Genomic DNA, 22,906 nt, shown 5'->3' with positions numbered 1-22,906 from the left:
TTATTACAAAAATGATTAATTCCTCTTTGTTCACCTGACCAAGAAAGCTTTTAAAAATATAAAGACCAAGGATTAATTGAAATATAAGATAATAGAATACTAGCCCATTGCCCTAGCTTCATTTTTTGAATTATAGTAATAAAAGTAATCCCCGCCGCAAGCAGCGGGGTATTTTAGAAGAAAGCTAGCTGATGATCCTCATGCAGTTTCTGATATTCCTTGCCTTGGTTTTTTACGTATTTTCCTATCATATTCTCATTTCCATGCTTACCTACCGTACTCGTAAAATATCCATCAGTCCAAAATTCTCCACCCCATAATTGTTTCTTTACCTGTGGACACTGTCTAAATATTTGACGAGCTGTAACACTTTTAATTGTTGTTACTATTTTTGTTACGCTATAGGTTGGTACAGATTGTACCAAAAAATGGACATGATCTTCATCAACCCCTATTTCTAAAAATTTTATTTGATATCTCTTTTCTATCTCTAAACATATTTCTCGTAATACTTGATCAACTGATACGTCAAACACTGCTCGGCGATATTTTGCTGGAAATACCATGTGATACAGCAGTACCATAACATTATGACTTTTATGTATATATTTGCTCATTCCGCCATATTACGCCGCAAGCGGCGGGGAATATACCCAAAAGAGATTAAATTCAGATAAATTATTTTCTATTTGTGAAAATTTATATTCTACAATATTGGTAGGATTACTTTTTACTTTCTCTTCCCATATTTCTTTTAATTCGGTTTTTGCTCTGCTGCCAATTTGAGCTAAAAATGGTGCAGACTCCTTTATCATAGTGTCAGCATTATATTCTATATAATTTATCAAAGACGCAATATCATTAAAGACTAAATTTAATATAAAGTCTTTATTATATAATTGACCAGAATCAGTGCAAGGAGGGTCATATTTAGTGCATCTCTTTTCTGCAAAGGAATTCCACAAGGCTTGATTATTGTTATATTCCACCTTAGTGTGATCGCTAATTACTGCAGCTTTTAGATCAGTGCATTCTTCCTGCCCTTCTTGTACATGCTGATCATTAGGATTAGTTATGAAGGGAACATTAAGCAGTGATATTCTCCATAATGATTTATCAGCTCTGCTGTTATAATAATCATCACTTTTTATAACTATCTGATCTCTATTGATAAGATTAGCTGCTTCTAGAGTCTTTAATGCCTTAGTAAGACTATTCCTATGTAATTTAAGTTCTTGTTGTAATTCTTGATAAGAAATTACAATAGAATTTGAATTTTGTGTTAAATAATCAACAGCGTTGTCATAATCGTATCTACTACCAGAACAGCCATGATCATATTTACTAACAGAAGATTTATAAATCTTCGTAAAAAAATATAATAACACAATCTTAGCTGTTGCAGAAATGTTACAATTAGAATTTAATTCTTTTAAGAACTGATAAGGTACTCTAATAAACATCTTAGTTTTTGCAAGATGTTGTCTCTTACCTTCTAAGGTAGGTATAAATGTTTTATCTATAGAATCAATATTATCTGACTGAGAATGATCAGTACCTTTAGTCTCTATATTATCATCACACCTTAAATTGAATCTATCAGGTTCATATTTAAGATCATTAAAAACATCATTAGGAATAGTAGCAGTAATAGTATTACGATTATTTTGTCCTTTGTCATTTTTCTCTTTGTAGATAATGAAATATCCCTTATCCTCTAGGGATTTCTGCAATATAAATACTTCAAATTTAGAACAAGCAAGTCGCTCTGCCCAGCTTTTAGCGGAAAGAGATACAGATCTATTACGTCCTTTAGAAGAGTTAATACAGATAAGAGAATCAGCTAAGATATAATACATCTTCTCAAGAGTAGATAACCTAGAGCATGATAATATATGAGAATAAGACATATCCAGTTATTGGGATGTATGATTGTGATTGATTCTTAGTGGTATCATGGAACCCATGTATACCAATATTATAACTTGGTAATCCAAGTGGATAAAATAATTGCATTTTATGCTCCTTTTATGGAGCTAAGTACCTGAAATCCTTGACTTTTTTATAAAAAAATATACTAATAAACTTATAAAGCCCTGCGAAAGCTTTTATAAGTTGTTAAGTCTTGGGGTATTTTAATTCTAGGACTTAACCCTTTGTTTGTTCTGCAAAATAAGCTCACGAAGTAGAGCCTATCACAACAAAAATCATTTGTCTACTCTTTTTCTAAAAAACAAGGACAAATGATCATATAGTACAATATTATTGTCATTAAAAAATTGTATAATCTCGAGTTCTTTCTGTTTGCCAAAAAGTGTTAAGCGTTGCTCATTTTGGTACTTTTCAGCCTCAATTATTACTGATCTATTTATATTTAGTACTTTAGCAAGATCGGATTGACTAATATTGAGAATGCATCTTGCACCTTTTAACTGGAATCTAGTTAGTGTACTCTCTGTGTTTATATTAATTATATTTTGTGGTTTGTATTGAATACTAAATGGATTAGGAAAATAGATATTATTACAAGAGAAAAAATGAACAAGTGCAGCATTATGTTTTAGTAAAAAATCACGAGTTTTGTTGAGTTCTACTTTGCTAATTGTAGTTTTACTAACATGTAATAATAATGCAATGTCGCGTACACCTAAATCTAAAATATTCCGAGCAACTTATTAACTGCAGAGCTGTTATATACATCATGTTCCATAATTAAATATTTAAAGATTTCGCAATATAATCACGTATGATGGCACTAACGGATTTTAATGAGCTCTTTGTCCTTTTATTATGTCTAGAGAGTTCCTCTAATTTGAATAAAACAGAAGAAGGAAGTGAAATTGTAGTACGAACAAGAGAGTCCTCTTCTTTTGCATAACCATAAGGTTTATCTGCTAATTCTTTTGCTAAATTCTCAATCTTTTGTTGAGAAATCTGCAATGGACGTTTTTTAAATGCCATAATCAGAACACTTCTTTAATTAATTCTAGTATTTCATTTTTAGCTTGTAAATTGTTATATTCTATTACTGCCTTCCCTAAAGGCATCACATCTCTATATATTTTTCGGTAATAACAACATGTATTTAATAGTTTTAGTTGAGGGAAATCACTAAGATAATCAAAAAATTCTTTTCTCTCATTTGTTCTTACAGTTGGGTTCGTGCTAGCCATAGTGTGTAATATGTAAGATGACAATTTGGGGTTAATATCTTTTACTCTTATGATTTGTTCTTGTAATTCAACTATAGTATCTAAATCTAATTGACTAGCTTGATGAGGAGATATTAGTACGTCAGCAACACTGAATCCTGTAATCATTTCCCTACTATTACGTCCAGCCACGTCAACAATAATGTAATTAAATTTTTTGTTTAATTCTTCTAAAGTAGTCGAAATATTATCATATTTCTCTATCAAAGTAATTGATGGCATAAGTTTTGCTTCTTGGCGATCTTGATGCCAACGTGACGCGGATCTTTGAAAATCAGCATCTACTAAACACACATCATAATTGCTATATGCAAGTGCTAATGCAATATTAGTGGCAGTAGTTGTTTTACCTGTACCACCTTTATTACTTCCTATAATTACAATCATAAAAATTTTTTACTAAATGTTAAAAACTAATTTTGCTATATCAAAATATAACACGTTAATAATAATTATACTGCATAAAAAATAATTATTCAATCATATATATTAATTCATAAAATCATCATTCATTTTTCATAAAAAATAATTATTACCTCATAAGTATGAATTATTCTTGACTTAAAGTTTTAAGCTTATATAATATATGAGATGTAGTAATAGAGAACAAAGAAGGAGATTATTACAGAAAAGAAAAAACCGATAGATGCTCGTCCTAGCCAAAGTTTGAGCATATACCAGTCAATGAAACAACCCATAAATCAATATGAGGTCATATATGAATATATCACACTATCCTTGTGATGGCAATAATGGTAGAGTATTAGCTGATCATGGATCAAACCAATCAAAACACCTACAACCTAACTACTTTTTACCTAGTAGTAAAAGCGAGAGTTACTATAGCAGAAAGTACAGCGGATCAATAAGCAGAATATTACGCATAGTATCTGCAAGCCTATTATCGGCTATGTTGCTCACAGCAACATTAGATGCTAAAGCACATCCTAGCGTAGAATCTCAAGAAGTTACTGTACAATCACCTAATACTGAGCCTAATGGAAGCCATAACAACACCTCAAGACGGTTTAAGTTCAAAAACCCATTGAACCATTTTAGTAATATATTAGGATTTAATAGCAGTAGTACTGCTCCTAAAGCTCAAGAAAAGCCAATTGAAAAGTTACAAGATCTATATAACAATGACCCCGAGGAACAAGCCGATAATAACTTTAATAATGTCAACACATCATTTAATTTTGGAGTAGATGGATCTGATACTCTCAGCAGAGATAGTATATATTTCACGCCTCAAGACAATCTTGTAACAAAAGATTGGGTTGAGGAGACTGTATATTCTAAGCCAAGGGATGATACTCTAATACAAGATTTACACTCAAGCATATATGATCATGGCTTATCCCAAACTGATCTATCACTATCAGTGCCACTTGCAGAGGAACTGCCATCTGCCCCACTACTAGAATACTTAGCATCAGCACCTAGTTATGATGATTCATCACAATCATTTAATTTTACTAACGAGGAGAAAAAAGCAATAGAAGTATTAGACCGAGTACAAGATGGAGATAGTGCATACAATACATTATCAGATGATACGATATCAGATACTTCATTAGAACACTCTTTAGAGTCAGGCTGCAGCATTCCAACCACGCCTAGCATAGCTAATGATGCATCAAGTCAAAATCAAGTCAAAATAGAGATAGGAGGAGCGAGTGTAACAATACCGTATCATTTTCTTGCAAGAAATGAAGAAGATACATCGAGTCTATCTAATTTTAGTGAGAATGATGCTGAGTGGGAGGATGACGCCATAGAAGATGTTACCACAAGAGTAACGCCGGAATTATCAAATGGCACAACAAACACAGAACCAGTAAATACTTTTAATGGTTCTGATACTACTAAGTCATCAACACCAGGTCCAACACAAGATTTACCTAAGATAGTAGGATATCAGTATAAAGAGCCATTAATGCCGAACAATCATTATAAAGCAAAGTCAAGTTCTGCTGAGATTTTAGCGAAACTTACGGCTCAAGATAAGTTGAAAGATAAGTTGTATAAGACATTAAGCAGTAAAAAAGCAGCAATGGAGATAGAAGAAGAAATAGATGATGAGTTAGAAGCTGGAACGATTAATTCAAAAGAAAAGGAGGTAGATGCTGTGTATTTAATAAAACTATCAGCATCTGAGGAAGCAAGACAAACTATCGCAAGCAATAAATCAGCAATAGCAAAGAACAAAGCCTTATTAGAAGAGCAATACGCTACTATTGCAAAATCAAGATTAGGCTTAGCATATCAAGATCCTGATACTGAGATAGGTAATACATTTACTTCTGAGTGTGAGTCAAAAAATAATGAATTAGTCATAGATAACGATGATGCAGCTTTAACATTGCCACCACCAACGGAAGCAGAATTAGCATTAATGGGGGAGAGTATGATACCTAATGCTAATGGCATCAATACCACTCAAACAATAGGCTACGACGTATTAGAACAGGAGCAAGAGAGGCTACCACTACCACCATACCCAGTAATAGAGGTGAATAGAGAGGAAAATATATCTGAAAAAGATGATGAGGATTTACCATTTCCACCCCCGCCAACTGCAGAGGAGTTAAAGAAGATGGGTATAGCGTCTGATATCATTGAGGATGACGATTTACCATTTCCTCCGCCTCCAATAGAAGAGGAACTAGCAGAGCTAGATAAACTTGCTACAGTATCAGAAGACGGTATTCAAAACTCTATTACTGAAGCAGATGCTGCACCTAGCAACGAACACTACGTACAGGATACCTCTATGGACAAAGAAGAGCTACTTAAAAAAGCATCTACAATAGCATCAAGCAGCACTCAAGCACGTCAGGCAAGCAAAATAGCAAGTCACCATATCAAACACCATATATTTGCAAGAGATATAGTAACTGCTGCAGTAGCTGCGGGTGATGATGAAGCCGATGATGCAGCTGAAAAACCCCACGGCTATAGTATATGGAGTAGTGGCACATTGGCATCATCTAAGCAAAAAGGGGAAGCAGCAGGTGCAGGTGGCTACAGTACTAAAATAGCTGGAGGTACTATAGGAGCAGACATTAACCTTGAAAATGACCAGCTTGTTGGTGCGAGTTTTAGCAAGTTTAGTAGTCGTGTTAAATATCAAGATCAAGGCGAGTCAAATGATTTAAGCAGCAGCGGCAAGAGTGTGAGCAGAGCTACTAGATATGATACTCAAATACTTAGTCTATACGGCTTGAGTCCAGTAAGCCGTAATATCAGCCTCTCAGCTATAGGTTCAGCAGGATATAGCAAAGGTGACAAAGCACATTCAAAACTATTGAGCCTTGAGTCGCACTTGCACTACAAAATAGCATTACCACAAAATATAACATTAATACCTCATATTGGCTTTAAGTACGAGTATGAGAAAGCAAAATGTTACCAAGAGCAAATAGGAAGCAACCTGTCTATAGAGCGAGGAAAGAAGAGCTACCAAGCCATGAGCGGCGAAATAGGCAGCAGAGTAATATTTGCTCCTATTAAACTAAATGCGAGTGGTACGTCTAACATCATACTATCTAATACCATACTAACACCTACTGCACATTTTTCGGTAGAGAGAAGAATAGGAAGCAGAGGAGGGCATAGTCCGTATCATTTAACATATCAAGGTAATGGCGGAGTAGCTCAAGAGATAGGTGCTAGTACCACGTACATTAATCCGCAGCACCAAAAGACAAGTTTTAATGCTGGCATTGGATTGATCGCAAGCCATCAGAACATCAAATTAGGGCTACTATACGATCATACAAGGCAGAAGCGATTTAAGTCTCACCAAGGAGTATTAAAGTTAAAGGTTAGTCTTTAAAGACGAAAAGAACTTTAGAAAATTTAGAAAGCATTTAAAAAATTAAATAAACAAAACTTACGCTATGTTATAGTGTCATTGTCAATTAAAAAGGGACCAGTAAATTGCACGAAAAAGGAACCACTATATTTAAAAATTTTTATGCCATATTACCTCCAGATTTATAGTTATTAATACGATAACTTTTACCTTTTATGTTTAGTATATGAGCATGATGTACCACTCGATCAATAATTGCATGAGTTAATACTTCATCAGCAAATATTTCATTCCATTTTTCAAAATCCTTGTTTGTGGTAATAATGGTAGATTTATTTTCATATCGTTTAGCAATAATATTAAAAAAGTCTTCTACTGAATGTTTTGGCAATTGCTTAAACCCGAGCTCATCAAGAATTAATAAATCAAACGATAGGAGTAATTTAACCTTTTTGTGATAACTATTATCTGCTCTTGCAATATGTAAATTATAAAGCATATCCGATACCGTAGTAAAATATACAGAGTATTCTCGTGTTAAAGCTTTTAATGCTAGCCCAATGGCAAGATGAGTTTTCCCAGTTCCTGAATCACCTATGAATATTACATTTCCCTTAGTATTAATATAATCACAAGTTGATAAATCACTTATTACTTTGGCATCAACACTTGGTTGGAAATTAAAATCAAAGTCTTCTAAATTTTTAGTTACCGGCAATTTAGCAGCACTTTTACGGCGACGGTAATTATTATCCTTACGGTTAGATTTTTCATCTTCACATAATAGTGATAGAAATTCTTTAAATCCTAGTTTATTATTTTGAGCATAAATAATCCTTTCATTTAAACTATTGACTATACCTGATAATCTAAAGCTTCGTAGGTCATTAAATAAGTTCTGCATTATTACCTCCAAACTCTGGTAATGGTAAGTTTACTGCATTACTATTTAAAATATTCTTAATTTTAGAGTAAGAACTTATACCATAATGTAGTGCTCTATGACAGGCTTTATCTATTAAGTCATCATTGTAAACCTTACGTAAAGAAATGATACCTCGTGCACAACGTTGCCAATCATTCACTCTTGTTTGTTGTAATGATTCTAATAATAAACTGCAATTATTCCCTATCTGCTGCATTTGTTGTTGATAATGTTCACTATATTCTATAAAACCTGGGCATAGACGTTTGTATTTAGCATAATGAGACGGATTAGTGGTAAATATCCCCTTGCCCTCTGTTCTAACGTGTCTTGCTATTAAATCATTTTGTATAGAAAATATTTGAACAAGTTTTGGGGACAATTGTACCATTACCTCACTGTATATATATTTTGCTGGTACAGAGTAATAATTATTATCTATGGTAATATGACAATCTTTTGCTACTTTTCGATTATGCCAAGATGACAAATCAAAAGTTTCTAATGGTAAAGGAATCAAACTACTTCTTTCCTCTTGCTCAAACAGTTCTCTAGGTATTCTCTTAGTAGTACCATGTATTCGGCTATTGGCCTTATTTAACCAATTTGCAAGACCATTTGTTAGCAACGGAAGTAAAATGATACAGAGCAACGGATAAAAATTGATACAGTATTAAAGTAATATCTTCTGAATAAGGAGGTAATGAATAATGATAATACTGGAGCAAATAATGGAAATAAAAATATTGAATAAACATGGTAAAAGCTTAAGAAGTATAGCAAGAGAAGTAGGTGCATCAGTAAATACAGTACGTAAATATTTAAAATATGATGGTAACCCTAAATATAAAGATAGGCCAAAGTTGGTAACAAAGCTTGCCCCATATAAAGACTACTTGAGTAACAGAATAAAATCTGCCCATCCTGTATCACTACCTGGTACTGTACTGTTTCAAGAGATAAAGGAGTTGGGTTACACAGGCGGGATGACCCAACTTAGGGATTATTTAAGGAGTATAAAGCCTGCAGCTAAACAGGAGGATATGATAAGATTTGAGACTGCTTCTGGCAAACAGATGCAAGTTGACTGGATAGAATTTCGTAAGGGGAAAAGTCCTCTATCAGCTTTTGTGGCTACATTAGGATTTAGTCGAGCAAGCTATGTAGAATTTGTTACTAATGAGAAGCTTGTAACATTAATAGAATGCCATAAGCGGGCATTTGAATATTTTGGCGGAGTGCCAGAAGAAGTACTGTATGACAACATGAAGACAGTAATACTGGATAGGGATACATATGGTCCTGGCATACACCGCTTTAATAAAGGTATGCTGGATTTTGCCAAACATTACAGTTTCCGATTAAAAGTGTGTAGGCCTTATAGAGCAAAAACTAAGGGCAAGGTTGAGCGATTTAACAGATATATAAGAGAAAGCTTTTATAATCCATTAGTAACAAAATTAAAAACTGCAGAGTTAGTGTTGGATGTGGATACTGCAAATTCAGAGGTACTAAAATGGTTGCGTGATACTGCGAATCGGCGTGTGCATGGAACAACAGGCGAAATACCTGCAGAAAGATTAAAGTTTGAAAGGAGCAATCTTCAGCCACTACCATTGGATTATAGTGGTAGTCATCCTGCAGCACTAGAGATTATGGAAGATAAAAGGGAACAATTTTCTACAGTTTCCTTACAACATTCCCTATGCATATACCAAAGTATACTGGAGGCATTATGAACCTGCAGCACCAACGTATAGAAGAGCTGTGCCGCTCTTTAAACCTTATTCAGATAGCTGAAAATTATTTTGATATTGCACAATCCTCTAGTAAAGAAGACTCAAGTTATATGGATTTCCTTGAGTCAATATTAAAAACAGAGCTGTTGGCACGACAGAATAGAAGTAAATCAATACTCACCAGAATGGCAGGTTTTCCTGCTATTAAAACGCTGGATAATTTTGATTATGATTTTGCTACAGGAATAAAACGCAAGATTCTGGAAGGTCTAAGGTCTCTGTCTTTTGTAGAAAGACAGGAAAATATTATTCTGCTTGGTCCTTCTAGAGTAGGGAAAACCCATATAGCTATTGCTCTTGGTTATGCAGCTACACAATGTGGAATCAAGACTAAATTTACAACAGCTGCAGATTTGATGCTTGTACTTAATACTGGGCTAAATCAGGGAAACCTGGACTCCATATTCAAAAGAGTCATACTACCATATAAATTACTTATAATAGATGAGTTTGGATATCTGCCGTTAAAACCAGAACAAGCTAATCTGTTATTTCAAGTTATAGCAAAGCGTTACGAAAAGGGTAGCATAATTCTTACAAGTAATCTTCCATTTGGACAATGGCATAATAGTCTTGCTCAGGATAGTGCTCTTACAGCTGCTATTTTAGATCGTCTGCTTCACCACTCCACTATACTTAATATTAAAGGTGATAGTTTCAGGCTTAAGGATAAAAAGAAAGCTGGTCTTGTGCCAATAGGAATTATTAATAAACAGGAGGAAAATCTTATGACTTAAATATCAGATAATTTTTTTATGATACTGTATCAATTTTCAGCCGTTGCATATTAAAAATCTGTATCATTTTTCGACCGCTGTTGACAATTTGTTAATTCTTCATATCTATCAAATTTACGACCAGCAAAAAAATTATTTTTAACGTATTTTATTCCCGACTCAACTTTGCCTTTTTCTTGAGGTTGATACACTCGACAAGGAGAAAGTAAAATTCCATAATGATCGGCTAAGCACTTATATTCCTTCTGATATACTGGCTCATAAAAATTGGCATCTACTACTCCAGCTTTAAGATTATCAAGTTTTATTACTTTTGGACTACCAGCAAAATAATTAAATGCATTGATATGACATTGAATCCATGTTTGACAACTTTGATCAAACACTACTTCATAATAATCAAGGCGACTATAGCTTAAACGCATATTAAATACATATGCTTTAACTCTACGCCCTTTAGAATTATACTGTAAGCCTATGTCACCAAAATCTACTTGTGCTTCCTCTCCTGCTAAAGTATGAAAACGAATGCAACTGTTATCCTTAATTTTATATTTTTTGATATAACGGGTCAAAGAAGTATAACTGCTTGTATAACCTTGATTTTTTAACTCCTCAAAAATTCTTATGTAACTCAGATTTTTTTCTAATAACTCAATTATTTTTTCGTGCCAAAAATCCAAAACTGAAGATCGTTCATAGATTGCTGGGGATTCTGTACCAGCCTCTACATAGCGGTTTATTATTTTTCGTACTGTTTTGCGGTCTGTTCTTGTTAGTTTGGCAATATTCCTTTGACTATTGCCTTGTTTATAAAGGGTGATAATTGTTGTATACATATTTATTCTTATCATTGTATCACTAGATATTTACTTGCTTAATTATCTAGTGAATATTGCACATTAACCTTATTAGGTCACACCAACTTCTCTGGTCCCTTTTTCGTGCAATTTACTGGTCCCTTTTATTTTAGCAATGACAGTTATAGCAAATATGCTAAAAACCCTTACTACAAAGCTATGTTTTTACAGTGCATCACTTTATAATATCCTTTAATTTATAGGAATTATATCAAACATAGCGTAAGTTTTGTAAATAAAAATTCAAGAGGAATATATGTACAGATTAGTAAGAGAAGCAAGAGATATAGCATGGTTAGAGATTGCAGGTATGAGCAATTACCGCAATTACGATTACAAGGAGGCAAGAGCAGATTTTTTAGCGAGTTTCCCGTCAATAGTTGGGACTATGGCAGCTCCAAAATCTGGTACTAATGATTTGCAGCAACCAATGCTACAGCGAGCTGTAATTGAGGTATGGCAAAAAAAAGCTCAAAAGCAGAAATCACTGATATAGCACACAGTGGCTAAGCAACAGAGACGAGGAGTACGCAAAAGAGCTTGGCAATATGTTATTTCCATTTACAAGAGATGGTCAATATGGAAGTTTCTTTAGCGGCAAAGCTGGCTTATCACTGAAGAAAGATATCGTAGTTATTGAAACTGACCACTTAAGAAGCGTACCTGAGTTATTAGCTGTAATAGTGCAAATTATGATTGTACATATAGCATAAATCATTAAGATACTGACAATTTAATAGTATTAAAAACAGCATCATAAAATGTTTCAAAATCTCCTACAACTTTCCTAATTTCATTTTTTATCTTAAACCAGTAATGCTCTATAGGATTTAAATCAGGAGAGTAAGTTGATAAATACAATATGGTACAACCAATGGATTCAATTAACTCTTTAACTTTAGAATTTTTATGAAAATTAATGTTATCCATAATAACGGTTTGCCCAGGTTGTAATTCTGTAATTAATACATCCCTAATATAAGTTTTAAAGACCTCTGTATTACAATTACCTTCAAATATTACAGGAGCAATAAGATTACCATTACAAAGACCAGCTATCATACTTATTCTAAATTTATGTTGATACACCTTTTCTCCATAACACCTTTGTCCTATAATGCTCCATCCATACTCTTTGCAAGCATTATCCTCTATTCCAGATTCATCAAGATATACTAATTTGTCTTTTGTGATGGTTTGTATCTTTGCTATAAATTCATTTCTTAATTTAATATCTCTTTTCGGATGAAAATGAGTTTTTTTATAGCTATAGCCAAGTTTTCTGATTTGTCTTAAAATAGTTACAGATGCAATATTACCCCATTGCTTTGCTAACTCCTTTGATGTTTTATTCATATTAGCTTTAAAAAATTCTTTAAAAGATTCTGAATCTTTTATCTTATGACTATGTCCTTTCTGATAACCAGTTGCTGCTTCTAAAGTACCTTGCTTATCTTTTAATTTTTTCCATTTATATATAGTATCACGACTTACATTAAATAATTTACTTACCTTACTTATTCGTATCCCTGCTTCTACAGCTTTTATAACTCTTAGTCTTAGTTCTATTGCATATGCTCGTGCCATATCTCTTTACATGCTTGTTAATATTTGCTTACTATAACATGATACTCTCGCTCTGTCAGTACCTTAATGACTTATGCTATACTATGCCGAATTGTTATAAAATTAAACTTCGCACGGTGGGTTATAGACTGGTCTATAAAGTTATAGATACGAGGTTAGTAGTGGCTTTGTTCGGAAGGGTAATAAAAAAGGAAGGGTAGTATGTAGAGAATACCATATAATATTCTGGAATAGATAAGTTATAAATTAAAAATGCCATACAAAGAAAGAACAAAAACAGGTTTGCCAAGAAAAATAGATAAGCCGAGATATAAAATAACCAATTGGTCACAATATAACGATAGTTTAAGAAAAAGAGGGATGGTCAGCCTGTATTTCCCTGAAGGTGATTTAGAGTCTTTGTTCATTAATACACAACCTTACGTAGAGGGAGAATCTGGGAGGACAACGACATACCAAGTACCATATATACAACTAATTTATACATTATATCGTTTATTTGATTTCGGGCAGCGTCAAATAACAGGTTACTTTGAGGATCTATGGCGGGGCAAGGGTCTTGAGATTCCAGTACCAAGTTTTGGTCATCTATGTGATTTATTTTCACAGATACCATTAGAGGTCAAACAGTTTTGCAATAAACTTGCTGTGCGTATCAAGAATGGCGAAGCTATATCTCTGATACTAGATAGCACAGGTCTTAGATTTAATACAGCTAGTAACTGGTATGAAACAAAATACAATAAAGTCTGTAAGAATAAGCCATGGCAGAAAATGCATATTTCTATAGATCCTGCAATGAATATTCATGATGTTGAGATTACTGATTGCTATACTGCTGATATAGAGATGCTAGAGTCCTTAATACCAGAGAATATATCGGTAGATAGAGTAATTGCTGATGGTGCTTACTATAGTATTGAAGGAGTTGAGAAATTAAGTAATTGCGGTATTACGCCAGTAATGCCTCCCCCACGTAATGCTAAGATATATGGTCAAGATAACACCATATGGCATGATAAGGTTGTAAGTTATATTAGTAAGAAAGTAACATTTATGCATTTTATAAAAAATACTGTTATGGAATTAGGGCACGAATTGAAGCTCAAATTTCAAGAATTAAGAGATGTATTGGTTCATCTCTATTAACTAAAAAAATATCATCACAAAAACGTGAAGCAATTGTTATTACCAATATTATAAATTTATGGAATTCATTCGGTAAATGTGTCACAGTCAAAATAGGATAATTACGTCTAAAAAAGACCAACAGATACCCTTCCGAACAAAGCCTGTGCCAACCAGAAGAAGAGATTGGTAAGTATTATAAGGCTGTTTGGAAATCAAGAAATATGAAGCATGTAGTAATTATTAAGACGTTACTTTATACTGGGGTACGAGTATCGGAATTGGTAAAAATAAAAATATCAGATATAGATTTAGATAGTTGTCAAATTAGAATTAACCAAGGAAAGGGTAATAAAGGTAGAATAGTTCCGTTTCCTAATGCATTTACAGAAGTATTGGCTGTACACATAGAAAATGTGAAGAAAAATAAGACAATTTACCTATTTGAATCTAGTTGGAAGAAACCTTATTCTGATCGAAGTATTAGAAAAATATTAATGAACTATACAAAAGAAGCAGGTATTGAGAACTCAATATCACCACATAAATTACGACATTATTCTTTTTACATGGATGAAGAAAAAAGGTGTAGATGATGCATTGATTCAACCTTATTCAGGGCATGAGAGTCGTCAATCGCTTGAAATATATTCAAAATTATCACTCGTAGACTGCCAACCAGAGTATGAAAAAAAGATAAAAGAATTCCCTGTTTAAATGTGGCGGCTCATCACAGCTACCTTAACACTGGTCCTGATTCTGATAAGGATTGGTTATTATGGTCATGCGATATATTAGCTAATCTTGCAGCTTTAGATTCAGCTTTGGATTTTGTACTTTTTTGTGAATGAGGTTTTTGTGGCAATGCACAAGCGTTGCTAGCGTTCCTAGAAGCAGCACTAGCTAAAGCTTTGTGTAAATTTGGAAAATGATCTGTGAGATTTATAGACATAGTTACAATAAGGATGTCTGTTTAATTCGTGACTAATTAATCATAGATGATTCCTTTTTAAGCTTAATAATGTTTCTTAGTTCTTTATTATTAAGTCAAAACTTACGCTATGTTTGGTTCTAAATATCGTAAAGATGGAGAACGCAGCTGTTGTTGCATATAGTCATCTAAAAGCCCTAACTTTATTTGGTAAACCGTTTTACCGATTGTATTTGCAGTCCTTTTGAGAAATGCCCAAACTAAAAATGCCCAACTAATATGATTACGTTGAATACGCTGTTTCCTGCATTGACAACGTTCTATCCCAGTAAGTTGCTTAATTTCTCTGTGCATGCTCTCAATTACCCATCGAAAGCCACACTCATCTTGTGCAGCTTTAGAAGATTTGTGAGTTTTGTTATTGGTAACAACATACTCAACTCTGTTGGTAGAAACAGTAAATTTAAACAAATTAACATGCTTATTTTTAGCAAAGCCTTTTATATGAATCTCTACTCCATGCCTGATCTCTTCATCTGAAAATGTCAACTCTTTTACAGCTTTATAAGGTTTAGAATCGTGTGTTTTACTAACGTTTCTATTGGCTTTAATAGGGGCATAATAATATTTCCCCAGAGAGTCAACATGTTGCATAATTTTGTGTGTAGAATACCATGTGTCAAAAAGTACTGTTTGAAAAGGAATCTTCTTGCTATAAACAGCATTATTTAACATGTTTAATAGGTGTTCTAGTTTTGTTGCTCCATCATGATCAGGTGCAAAAATTCGATAATCTATTACCCAAAACTTATTAATATCAGGGTTATAATATACCAGACTCACTACTCCTATACCTTTAGTAACTCTACCTGTAGCTCCACTGTACTGCGATCTTGCAATTTCTATTTGCTTCGTATTCCTTTTATTTAAAACCGTATCATCAAATATTGTATATCCATTAGATGAAAAAATAACATCATTCTTGATGTGTTCCCATAACAAAGAAGGTGTATATTTTTCATTCCTTAAAAATCTATTAATAACATCATGACTACATTTCTTTGCATGTTCAGCGTAGTAGGTTAAACTATAATTCTTTTGGCTAACTATTAAAAATTGACAATAATCTGTCCTATTAATTGGTATTGCTTGCAACTTTATCCTCTTTGACATGTTTAATTATTTTTACAATAATTTATCACTTTTTTACTCATAGCGTAAGTTTTGAAGTTTATCTTACCAAGATTATGTTTCTGCAGGACTTTATGTATAGTAGCCGTAGAAAACGAAATGTTATGTAAACGTTTTAGTTCATTCTGAATACGTCTTGCTCCTAATTTCCTCTCTTGTCGTAACACTAGTATTTGTTGCTCTGATATATCATTTAATTTCTGAAAAGGAAATGTATGCGGTTTCCTGCTTAAAGAATGCAGCTCCTCAATACCCAATAACTCATAACGTTTATACCATTTACGTAAGGTGAATCTTGAAATACCATAATAACTACACACTTTCCCTGCATTACCTGACTCTTAATATAATTTAACCCAACTCAAACATATTTTAATCTTAGAGTCCATTTTGGTATTTTTTATAACTAAATTACATTTGAGCTTACATCCTTATTATAACTATGTCTATAAATCACACAAATGATCAGCTAATACTCTACCATTATTGCCATCACAAGGATAGTGTGATATATTCATATATGACCTCATATTGATTTATGGGTTGTTTCATTGACCGGTATATGCTCAAACTTTGGCTAGGATGAGCATCTATCGGTTTTTTCTTTTCTGTAATAATCTCCTTCTTTGTTCTCTATTACTACATCTCATATAACTAATAATTATATAAGCTTAAAACTTAAGTCAAGAATAATTCATACTTATGAGGTAATAATTATTTTTTATGAAAAATGAATGATGATTTTATGAATTAATATATATGATTGAATAATTATTTTTTATGCAGTATAATTATTATTAACGTGTTATATTTTGATATAGCAAAATTAGTTTTTAACATTTAGTGTATACTCCACACTATTCATCCCAACACTACCAGCCACTCGTCTTATCACATGATAATAGTTATTCCTAATCCAATCAGCCATAAATCTTGTTGGCATTGTTAATGTCAAGGTTTTGGTTTCCTTACACTCGGCAACTTCTGCTTTTGCAAACCAAGCTTGGTCAATATGATCACCCAGCTCCTCCCTCACACCTTTTCTAATTTGATGCCATGCTGTCTCTTCTGCTTTTGCTTCTGATTCCCTAGTTGATCCTAGGTCTCCAATAGATTTGCCATTAGGATCAATATCAAATGTTTTTGTTTTTTGTGGTAGCATTTCTTCTCCTACTTCCTGCACATAATACCCATTAATGCCATATACTGCTTCTAATTGCACACTTAAAGTTGCTATTTGTCTCTCATTTTGTCAACAGCGGTCGAAAAATGATACAGATTTTTAATATGCAACGGCTGAAAATTGATACAGTATCATAAAAAAATTATCTGACAAAACTTACGCTATGAGTAAAAAAGTGATAAATTATTGTAAAAATAATTAAACATGTCAAAGAGGATAAAGTTGCAAGCAATACCAATTAATAGGACAGATTATTGTCAATTTTTAATAGTTAGCCAAAAGAATTATAGTTTAACCTACTACGCTGAACATGCAAAGAAATGTAGTTTTGTTATGGGAACACATCAAGAATGATGTTATTTTTTCATCTAATGGATATACAATATTTGATGATACGGTTTTAAATAAAAGGAATACGAAGCAAATAGAAATTGCAAGATCGCAGTACAGTGGAGCTACAGGTAGAGTTACTAAAGGTATAGGAGTAGTGAGTCTGGTATATTATAACCCTGATATTAATAAGTTTTGGGTAATAGATTATCGAATTTTTGCACCTGATCATGATGGAGCAACAAAACTAGAACACCTATTAAACATGTTAAATAATGCTGTTTATAGCAAGGATTCCTTTTCAAACAGTACTTTTTTTGACACATGGTATTCTACACACAAAATTATGCAACATGTTGACTCTCTGGGGAAATATTATTATGCCCCTATTAAAGCCAATAGAAACGTTAGTAAAACACACGATTCTAAACCTTATAAAGCTGTAAAAGAGTTGACATTTTCAGATGAAGAGATCAGGCATGGAGTAGAGATTCATATAAAAGGCTTTGCTAAAAATAAGCATGTTAATTTGTTTAAATTTACTGTTTCTACCAACAGAGTTGAGTATGTTGTTACCAATAACAAAACTCACAAATCTTCTAAAGCTGCACAAGATGAGTGTGGCTTTCGATGGGTAATTGAGAGCATGCACAGAGAAATTAAGCAACTTACTGGGATAGAACGTTGTCAATGCAGGAAACAGCGTATTCAACGTAATCATATTAGTTGGGCATTTTTAGTTTGGGCATTTCTCAAAAGGACTGCAAATACAATCGGTAAAACGGTTTACCAAATAAAGTTAGGGCTTTTAGATGACTATATGCAACAACAGCTGCGTTCTCCATCTTTACGATATTTAGAACCAAACATAGCGTAAGTTTTGAAGTTTTAAAGACCTCTGTATTACAATTACCTTCAAATATTACAGGAGCAATAAGATTACCATTACAAAGACCAGCTATCATACTTATTCTAAATTTATGTTGATACACCTTTTCTCCATAACACCTTTGTCCTATAATGCTCCATCCATACTCTTTGCAAGCATTATCCTCTATTCTAGATTCATCAAAATATACTAATTTGTCTTTTGTGATGGTTTGTATCTTTGCTATAAATTCATTTCTTAATTTAATATCTCTTTTCAGATGAAAATGAGTTTTTTTATAGCTATAGCCAAGTTTTCTGATTTGTCTTCAAATAGTTACAGATGCAATATTACCCCATTGCTTTGCTAACTCCTTTGATGTTTTATCATATTAGCTTTAAAAAATTCTTTAAAAGATTCTGAATCTTTTATCTTATGACTATGTCCTTTCTGATAACCAGTTGCTGCTTCTAAAGTACCTTGCTTATCTTTTAATTTTTTCCATTTATATATAGTATCACGACTTACATTAAATAATTTACTTACCTTACTTATTCGTATCCCTGCTTCTACAGCTTTTATAACTCTTAGTCTTAGTTCTATTGCATATGCTCGTGCCATATCTCTTTACATGCTTGTTAATATTTGCTTACTATAACATGATACTCTCGCTCTGTCAGTACCTTAATGACTTATGCTATATAGCTCACCATTGGATGCAACAAGGAAAGGAAGAAGCAAGAGAAGAAGCAAAAGCTATTATGGCTAAAAAAATGCTAAAAGAAGGCATACCATTAGATGCTGTTATAAAAATTACAGAATTATCTAAAGAAGATTTAGAAAGATAAAATCACTATATATTTAAGTATTTTGATAAAGACTAAGAATCTCAAAATCTTGCCCTCTTAAAAAGAACTTTTCTGGCAATGTAATTTTTGCTACAAAATTTTTTACTGATTTTCTTGATAAATATATTGTAGCTGTAGTATTACTATGCTCGTCGTTATTTATACGATTTGCAAGTAATGTTATTATTTGCTCTAATTCTACATCATTTTTAGGATAAAGCTGTAAATCAAATTGCTGATTGCTAGTTGCATTCTCAATTGATGAAAAGCTTTTAGCAGTGATTTTAATACCGCCTTCATCTTTAATGATATCGCAATTAACAACTACTAAACTTTTAACGTCAAGTAGATGTACGTAATCTTTTAAAACCTCTTCGCTAAAAATACTTAACTCAAATATATTTTCAGGATCAGAAAGCACTAAGGTAACAAACCTACCTCTTGCTGACATACGAGAATCTTTCTTTTGTATTACACCAGCAATCATTACTCTATTAGTACCATCAGGCAAATTATTATGTAAATCAGCTGAGCTTAAGATATTTAGACGATTAAATATTTCTTTATATTCTGTTAGCGGGTGATTTGAGATAAATAGCCCCATAGCTTCAAATTCATAAAAAGCTAAAGTATTTTTATCAGCGTAATCGCTTGAAACTAATATTTCTTTGCTTAAGCTAGAGACTTTAATTAAACTAAATTGATTAGATGCCTGCTCTTCATGGTAAGAAACCGAATATGCAAGAAGCTTAGAAATGCTTGAAAATAACTGCAATCTATTATCATGTAATTCATCAAAACAGCCAGCTTTAATTAGATTTTCAAGTAATTTACTGTTGATAGCTTTTGGTGGTAATCTCTCAATAAAATCAATGATCGATTTAAAAGCACCTCTTGCATTTCTTTCATCTGTTACTAGCTTACCAAAATTCGGTGTGACTCCTTTTATAGCTCCAAGTGCAAACACTATGGAATGCTCTAAAATACTAAAATATCCATCAGAAATATTAATATTCGGTGCAATAATTTTTATGTTATTATCTTTTGCTTCTTGTAGAAATAAATTAATTTTATCGTGATTATTTAGTTCAAGATTTAAGCATGCAACTACGAATTCTGCTGGATAATTAGCTTTAAGATATGCTGTTTGATATGAAATAGCCCCGTAAGCTGCGGCATGGGCCTTGTTAAAACCATAACCAGCAAATTTAGCAACAGTGGCGAAAATAGATTTAGCTTGAGCCTCAGAAATATTATTAGCTATTGCACCTTTAACAAAAATTTCTTCTTGCTGTTCCATCTCAGCTTTAATTTTTTTACCCATGGCTCTACGAAGCAAATCAGCAGCTCCTAGCGTATAACCAGCTAAAACTTGAGCAATTCTTTGAACTTGTTCTTGATATATCACTACTCCATAAGTTTCTTCTAAGATAGGCTTTAATAACTCATGCAAATAATCAGGCTGCTGTAATTTATGCTTACAAGCTATATAGGTTGGAATATTTTCCATAGGTCCAGGGCGATATAACGCACCAAGAGCTATCAAATCATGTATGGAGTCGGGTTTAAGACGTCTAAGTGCATCTTTCATCCCAACACTTTCAAACTGGAATACGCCGACTCCTTTACCTTTACATAACATTTGATAAGTTTTTTCATCATCAAATGTCATATCGTTAAAATCTATTTCTATATTTTGTTTTTTTAACAATTTCTTACAATTGGTAATAACAGTTAAAGTTTGCAGCCCAAGAAAATCGAACTTAATTAAACCCGCAAGCTCGCAATATTTCATAGAGTAGCCGACTACTAGCATATCGGAGTTAGCATCTTTGTAGACAGGTACTATATCAACTAAATCAGTACCAGCTATTACGATTCCTGCTGCATGTGTTGACGAGTGGCGATGCAGCCCTTCAAGAATTAATGAGGTATCAAGTACTAATTTAATTAATTCTAGCTCACCCTCTAAATTATATAATCCGTTACCTTTAGCAGCATTTGCAAGCTCTGGCACTTCTCGTATTGCCTGCTCAAGAGTGACGGGATTAACTGCACTAAACGGCACTAATTCAGTTAAATAATCCGCAAATTTATAGGGCAGGCTTAGTACTCGTGCTACATCCTTAATTACCGCTTTTGCCTGCATTTTACCGAAAGTTATAATTTGTCCTACTCTATTATTACCATATTTAGAACGTACATAATTAATAACTTCTTCTCGTCTTTCCTGACAAAAATCAATATCGAAGTCAGGCATTGAAATACGATCTGGATTTAAAAATCTTTCAAATAATAGACCAAATTTAATAGGGTCAAGATCAGTAATAAGTAGGCTCCAAGCAACAACTGATCCTGCTCCTGAGCCTCTGCCTGGTCCTACTAAAATACCTTGATTTTTACTCCATTTTATAAAGTCGGATACGATCAAAAAATAACCAGCAAAATTCATACTGCATATAATATTTAGCTCATAATCAAGGCGAGCAAAATACTCAGTTTTAATATTTTCTTGATCTTCTATGGAAATATTTTCAGATTTGAATTTTGTATCAAGTCTTGCAAGTAACCCGTCTTTTGCTTCTTTTCTAATTAAATCAGTTTCACTAATATCTTTAGTAGCAAAATTAGGAAGCATTGGAGGGTTTGTATGGGCAGCAAAATAACAACGCTGTGTTAAATTTACTGTATTTTCGATAGCACTAGGTAGATCGGCAAAAAGCTCTATCATTTCTTTTGCTGATTTAAAATAACAATTCTCGCTAACTGTTTTACGATCAGGATATTCTTTAGTAACACCGGCAGAAATACATAATAATACATCATGTGCATCATGCATGCTTTTTTTGCTGAATAATACTTTATTAGTAGCAACAAGCGGAATATTTAATTTTGATGCTATTTTAATATAATTATCTTCAATAAGTTGCTCTTCCGGTAGATCGTGCCTCATAATTTCAAAGTAGAAACGATCTCCAAAAATTTCTTGCAAGTTTCGTGCAAACATTTCAGCTTGCTCTTCTTTATTAGCAAGCAAGCATTTCCCTATAATACCCTCAGTATAACAACATAATGCTATTAATCCCTCTTGATATTCTTTTAAATTCTCAAAAGTAATATGGTTGCATATTTTACGATCATTCGTGGTAAAGGTGATACTGGATAGTTTAAGCAAATTTTTATAGCCAATTTCATCTTTAGCTATCAATAATATTTCTGCAAAAACGTTTGCTTCATATTGTATGTTTAAAATAACTCCGTGAATGGGCTGCAAACCTTTCTTTATTGCATATAAAGCAAACTCTAGCGATCCAAATAAATTTTCTTTATCTGTTAAGCAAATAGCAGGCATTTTATAAGAAGAGGCAAGCTCCACTATTTTTTCAGTAGTTAATGCACTCGCTAAGAAAGAATAGGAACTTTGCGTTCTTAAATGTATAAATTCAGTTTGCATTTTTAATTAGTGTTAAAGTGTAGGGTTTTGTTG

At 33.0% G+C, this 22,906-nt stretch carries 22 protein-coding genes and 3 pseudogenes; 10 read left to right on the top strand and 15 right to left on the bottom strand.

The features are described 5' to 3' along the window. Positions 1-173: 173 nt before the first annotated feature. From tnpA to AAGD55_RS00650, 4 genes and pseudogenes are all read right to left on the bottom strand, one after another. The gene (tnpA, locus tag AAGD55_RS00665) at positions 174-617 is read right to left on the bottom strand and encodes an IS200/IS605 family transposase (protein ID WP_341791228.1); all 444 of its coding nucleotides are present in this window, start codon (positions 615-617) and stop codon (positions 174-176) included. A gap of 207 nt (positions 618-824) precedes the next feature. Then, positions 825-2,016, bottom strand: a pseudogene (locus AAGD55_RS00660) (chromosomal replication initiator DnaA); the annotation flags it as partial. 696 nt (positions 2,017-2,712) lie between these two features. Beyond that, complete coding sequence (locus tag AAGD55_RS00655) at positions 2,713-2,961, bottom strand: hypothetical protein (protein WP_341791753.1); 249 nt, start codon at positions 2,959-2,961, stop codon at positions 2,713-2,715. A gap of 2 nt (positions 2,962-2,963) precedes the next feature. Further along, positions 2,964-3,599, bottom strand: a complete 636-nt coding sequence (locus AAGD55_RS00650) for a division plane positioning ATPase MipZ (RefSeq protein WP_341791752.1) — start codon at positions 3,597-3,599, stop codon at positions 2,964-2,966. Between the two features lie 523 nt (positions 3,600-4,122). Between AAGD55_RS00650 and AAGD55_RS00645 the strand changes: the two genes are divergently transcribed. Further along, positions 4,123-7,053: an autotransporter outer membrane beta-barrel domain-containing protein gene (locus AAGD55_RS00645; protein WP_341791751.1), complete on the top strand. Its 2,931-nt coding sequence runs from the start codon at positions 4,123-4,125 to the stop codon at positions 7,051-7,053. 139 nt (positions 7,054-7,192) lie between these two features. Here AAGD55_RS00645 and istB (AAGD55_RS00640) read toward each other — a convergent pair whose 3' ends face one another. Continuing rightward, positions 7,193-7,936, bottom strand: a complete 744-nt coding sequence (gene istB, locus AAGD55_RS00640; RefSeq protein ID WP_341790851.1) for an IS21-like element helper ATPase IstB — start codon at positions 7,934-7,936, stop codon at positions 7,193-7,195. Next, a complete protein-coding gene (locus AAGD55_RS00635; protein ID WP_341791750.1) occupies positions 7,920-8,585 on the bottom strand; it encodes a Mu transposase domain-containing protein in 666 nt (221 codons plus the stop codon). Before AAGD55_RS00635 ends, istB (AAGD55_RS00640) begins: the two co-directional genes overlap by 17 nt. Before the next feature lie 103 nt (positions 8,586-8,688). On the opposite strand from AAGD55_RS00635, the gene istA (AAGD55_RS00630) reads away from it, so the two are divergent. Both istA (AAGD55_RS00630) and istB (AAGD55_RS00625) read left to right on the top strand, forming a co-directional pair. Further along, positions 8,689-9,696 (top strand): IS21 family transposase, encoded by a 1,008-nt coding sequence (gene istA, locus AAGD55_RS00630; RefSeq protein ID WP_341792481.1) that lies wholly within the window; start codon positions 8,689-8,691, stop codon positions 9,694-9,696. Next, positions 9,693-10,493, top strand: a complete 801-nt coding sequence (gene istB, locus AAGD55_RS00625; protein ID WP_341791749.1) for an IS21-like element helper ATPase IstB — start codon at positions 9,693-9,695, stop codon at positions 10,491-10,493. The genes istA (AAGD55_RS00630) and istB (AAGD55_RS00625) overlap by 4 nt, the downstream gene beginning before the upstream one ends. 50 nt (positions 10,494-10,543) lie before the next feature. On the opposite strand, the gene istA (AAGD55_RS00620) is transcribed toward istB (AAGD55_RS00625), so the two are convergent. Next, entirely contained in the window at positions 10,544-11,332 is a 789-nt protein-coding gene (istA, locus tag AAGD55_RS00620; RefSeq protein WP_341791748.1) for an IS21 family transposase, read from the bottom strand. A gap of 361 nt (positions 11,333-11,693) precedes the next feature. On the opposite strand from istA (AAGD55_RS00620), the pseudogene AAGD55_RS00615 reads away from it, so the two are divergent. After that, positions 11,694-12,066 (top strand): annotated as a pseudogene (locus AAGD55_RS00615) (conjugal transfer protein TraC); the annotation flags it as partial. Between the two features lie 4 nt (positions 12,067-12,070). On the opposite strand, the gene AAGD55_RS00610 reads toward AAGD55_RS00615, so the two are convergent. After that, positions 12,071-12,940: an IS630 family transposase gene (locus AAGD55_RS00610; RefSeq protein ID WP_341791747.1), complete on the bottom strand. Its 870-nt coding sequence runs from the start codon at positions 12,938-12,940 to the stop codon at positions 12,071-12,073. A gap of 252 nt (positions 12,941-13,192) precedes the next feature. On the opposite strand from AAGD55_RS00610, the gene AAGD55_RS00605 reads away from it, so the two are divergent. From AAGD55_RS00605 to AAGD55_RS00595, 3 genes are all read left to right on the top strand, one after another. Further along, a complete protein-coding gene (locus AAGD55_RS00605) occupies positions 13,193-14,089 on the top strand; it encodes a transposase (protein WP_341791746.1) in 897 nt (298 codons plus the stop codon). A 203-nt stretch (positions 14,090-14,292) separates the two neighbouring features. Next, positions 14,293-14,664, top strand: coding sequence for a tyrosine-type recombinase/integrase (locus AAGD55_RS00600; RefSeq protein WP_341791745.1), 372 nt, complete (start codon positions 14,293-14,295; stop codon positions 14,662-14,664). Next, entirely contained in the window at positions 14,642-14,785 is a 144-nt protein-coding gene (locus tag AAGD55_RS00595; protein ID WP_341791744.1) for a hypothetical protein, read from the top strand. Before AAGD55_RS00600 ends, AAGD55_RS00595 begins: the two co-directional genes overlap by 23 nt. A 19-nt stretch (positions 14,786-14,804) precedes the next feature. On the opposite strand, the gene AAGD55_RS00590 is transcribed toward AAGD55_RS00595, so the two are convergent. From AAGD55_RS00590 to AAGD55_RS00575, 4 genes are all read right to left on the bottom strand, one after another. Further along, complete coding sequence (locus AAGD55_RS00590) at positions 14,805-15,020, bottom strand: hypothetical protein (RefSeq protein ID WP_341791743.1); 216 nt, start codon at positions 15,018-15,020, stop codon at positions 14,805-14,807. A 102-nt stretch (positions 15,021-15,122) separates the two neighbouring features. Continuing rightward, positions 15,123-16,172, bottom strand: a complete 1,050-nt coding sequence (locus AAGD55_RS00585; RefSeq protein ID WP_341790834.1) for a transposase — start codon at positions 16,170-16,172, stop codon at positions 15,123-15,125. A gap of 2 nt (positions 16,173-16,174) precedes the next feature. Continuing rightward, positions 16,175-16,510 (bottom strand): helix-turn-helix domain-containing protein, encoded by a 336-nt coding sequence (locus AAGD55_RS00580; protein ID WP_341791742.1) that lies wholly within the window; start codon positions 16,508-16,510, stop codon positions 16,175-16,177. A gap of 506 nt (positions 16,511-17,016) precedes the next feature. Next, the gene (locus tag AAGD55_RS00575) at positions 17,017-17,412 is read right to left on the bottom strand and encodes a DnaA N-terminal domain-containing protein (RefSeq protein WP_341791741.1); all 396 of its coding nucleotides are present in this window, start codon (positions 17,410-17,412) and stop codon (positions 17,017-17,019) included. Between the two features lie 165 nt (positions 17,413-17,577). Between AAGD55_RS00575 and AAGD55_RS00570 the strand changes: the two genes are divergently transcribed. Together AAGD55_RS00570 and AAGD55_RS00565 are read left to right on the top strand one after the other, a co-directional pair. Next, positions 17,578-17,727 (top strand): hypothetical protein, encoded by a 150-nt coding sequence (locus AAGD55_RS00570; RefSeq protein WP_341791740.1) that lies wholly within the window; start codon positions 17,578-17,580, stop codon positions 17,725-17,727. Continuing rightward, a complete protein-coding gene (locus tag AAGD55_RS00565; RefSeq protein ID WP_341791739.1) occupies positions 17,684-18,580 on the top strand; it encodes a transposase in 897 nt (298 codons plus the stop codon). Before AAGD55_RS00570 ends, AAGD55_RS00565 begins: the two co-directional genes overlap by 44 nt. Before the next feature lie 67 nt (positions 18,581-18,647). On the opposite strand, the pseudogene AAGD55_RS00560 reads toward AAGD55_RS00565, so the two are convergent. Together AAGD55_RS00560 and AAGD55_RS00555 are read right to left on the bottom strand one after the other, a co-directional pair. After that, positions 18,648-18,725: pseudogene (locus tag AAGD55_RS00560) on the bottom strand (hypothetical protein); the annotation flags it as partial. A 212-nt stretch (positions 18,726-18,937) separates the two neighbouring features. After that, the gene (locus tag AAGD55_RS00555) at positions 18,938-19,192 is read right to left on the bottom strand and encodes an IS630 transposase-related protein (RefSeq protein ID WP_341791738.1); all 255 of its coding nucleotides are present in this window, start codon (positions 19,190-19,192) and stop codon (positions 18,938-18,940) included. Between the two features lie 95 nt (positions 19,193-19,287). On the opposite strand from AAGD55_RS00555, the gene AAGD55_RS00550 reads away from it, so the two are divergent. Then, entirely contained in the window at positions 19,288-19,419 is a 132-nt protein-coding gene (locus AAGD55_RS00550) for a hypothetical protein (protein WP_341791737.1), read from the top strand. 13 nt (positions 19,420-19,432) lie between these two features. Here the strand turns inward: AAGD55_RS00550 and dnaE are convergent, their stop codons facing one another. Then, positions 19,433-22,873, bottom strand: a complete 3,441-nt coding sequence (gene dnaE / locus AAGD55_RS00545; RefSeq protein WP_341791736.1) for a DNA polymerase III subunit alpha — start codon at positions 22,871-22,873, stop codon at positions 19,433-19,435. Positions 22,874-22,906 lie beyond the last annotated feature (33 nt).

Source organism: Rickettsia endosymbiont of Gonocerus acuteangulatus, from assembly GCF_964026435.1.
In the GTDB taxonomy this organism is placed as follows: domain Bacteria; phylum Pseudomonadota; class Alphaproteobacteria; order Rickettsiales; family Rickettsiaceae; genus Rickettsia.
The sequence above is the reverse complement of the archived record's forward strand: the minus strand, read 5'-3'. Positions and strand labels throughout refer to the sequence as shown.

Excerpts from the sequence above, each read along its gene's own strand:
- tnpA (WP_341791228.1), bottom strand. The coding sequence starts at position 617 with ATGAGCAAATATATACATAAAAGTCATAATGTTATGGTACTGCTGTAT.
- AAGD55_RS00655 (WP_341791753.1), bottom strand. The coding sequence starts at position 2,961 with ATGGCATTTAAAAAACGTCCATTGCAGATTTCTCAACAAAAGATTGAG.
- AAGD55_RS00650 (WP_341791752.1), bottom strand. The coding sequence starts at position 3,599 with ATGATTGTAATTATAGGAAGTAATAAAGGTGGTACAGGTAAAACAACT.
- AAGD55_RS00645 (WP_341791751.1), top strand. The coding sequence starts at position 4,123 with ATGTTGCTCACAGCAACATTAGATGCTAAAGCACATCCTAGCGTAGAA.
- istB (WP_341790851.1), bottom strand. The coding sequence starts at position 7,936 with ATGCAGAACTTATTTAATGACCTACGAAGCTTTAGATTATCAGGTATA.
- istA (WP_341792481.1), top strand. The coding sequence starts at position 8,689 with ATGGAAATAAAAATATTGAATAAACATGGTAAAAGCTTAAGAAGTATA.
- istB (WP_341791749.1), top strand. The coding sequence starts at position 9,693 with ATGAACCTGCAGCACCAACGTATAGAAGAGCTGTGCCGCTCTTTAAAC.
- istA (WP_341791748.1), bottom strand. The coding sequence starts at position 11,332 with ATGTATACAACAATTATCACCCTTTATAAACAAGGCAATAGTCAAAGG.
- AAGD55_RS00610 (WP_341791747.1), bottom strand. The coding sequence starts at position 12,940 with ATGGCACGAGCATATGCAATAGAACTAAGACTAAGAGTTATAAAAGCT.
- AAGD55_RS00605 (WP_341791746.1), top strand. The coding sequence starts at position 13,193 with ATGCCATACAAAGAAAGAACAAAAACAGGTTTGCCAAGAAAAATAGAT.
- AAGD55_RS00600 (WP_341791745.1), top strand. The coding sequence starts at position 14,293 with ATGAAGCATGTAGTAATTATTAAGACGTTACTTTATACTGGGGTACGA.
- AAGD55_RS00595 (WP_341791744.1), top strand. The coding sequence starts at position 14,642 with ATGAAGAAAAAAGGTGTAGATGATGCATTGATTCAACCTTATTCAGGG.
- AAGD55_RS00590 (WP_341791743.1), bottom strand. The coding sequence starts at position 15,020 with ATGTCTATAAATCTCACAGATCATTTTCCAAATTTACACAAAGCTTTA.
- AAGD55_RS00585 (WP_341790834.1), bottom strand. The coding sequence starts at position 16,172 with ATGTCAAAGAGGATAAAGTTGCAAGCAATACCAATTAATAGGACAGAT.
- AAGD55_RS00570 (WP_341791740.1), top strand. The coding sequence starts at position 17,578 with ATGTCAAAGAGGATAAAGTTGCAAGCAATACCAATTAATAGGACAGAT.
- AAGD55_RS00565 (WP_341791739.1), top strand. The coding sequence starts at position 17,684 with ATGCAAAGAAATGTAGTTTTGTTATGGGAACACATCAAGAATGATGTT.
- AAGD55_RS00555 (WP_341791738.1), bottom strand. The coding sequence starts at position 19,192 with ATGGCACGAGCATATGCAATAGAACTAAGACTAAGAGTTATAAAAGCT.
- AAGD55_RS00550 (WP_341791737.1), top strand. The coding sequence starts at position 19,288 with ATGCAACAAGGAAAGGAAGAAGCAAGAGAAGAAGCAAAAGCTATTATG.
- dnaE (WP_341791736.1), bottom strand. The coding sequence starts at position 22,873 with ATGCAAACTGAATTTATACATTTAAGAACGCAAAGTTCCTATTCTTTC.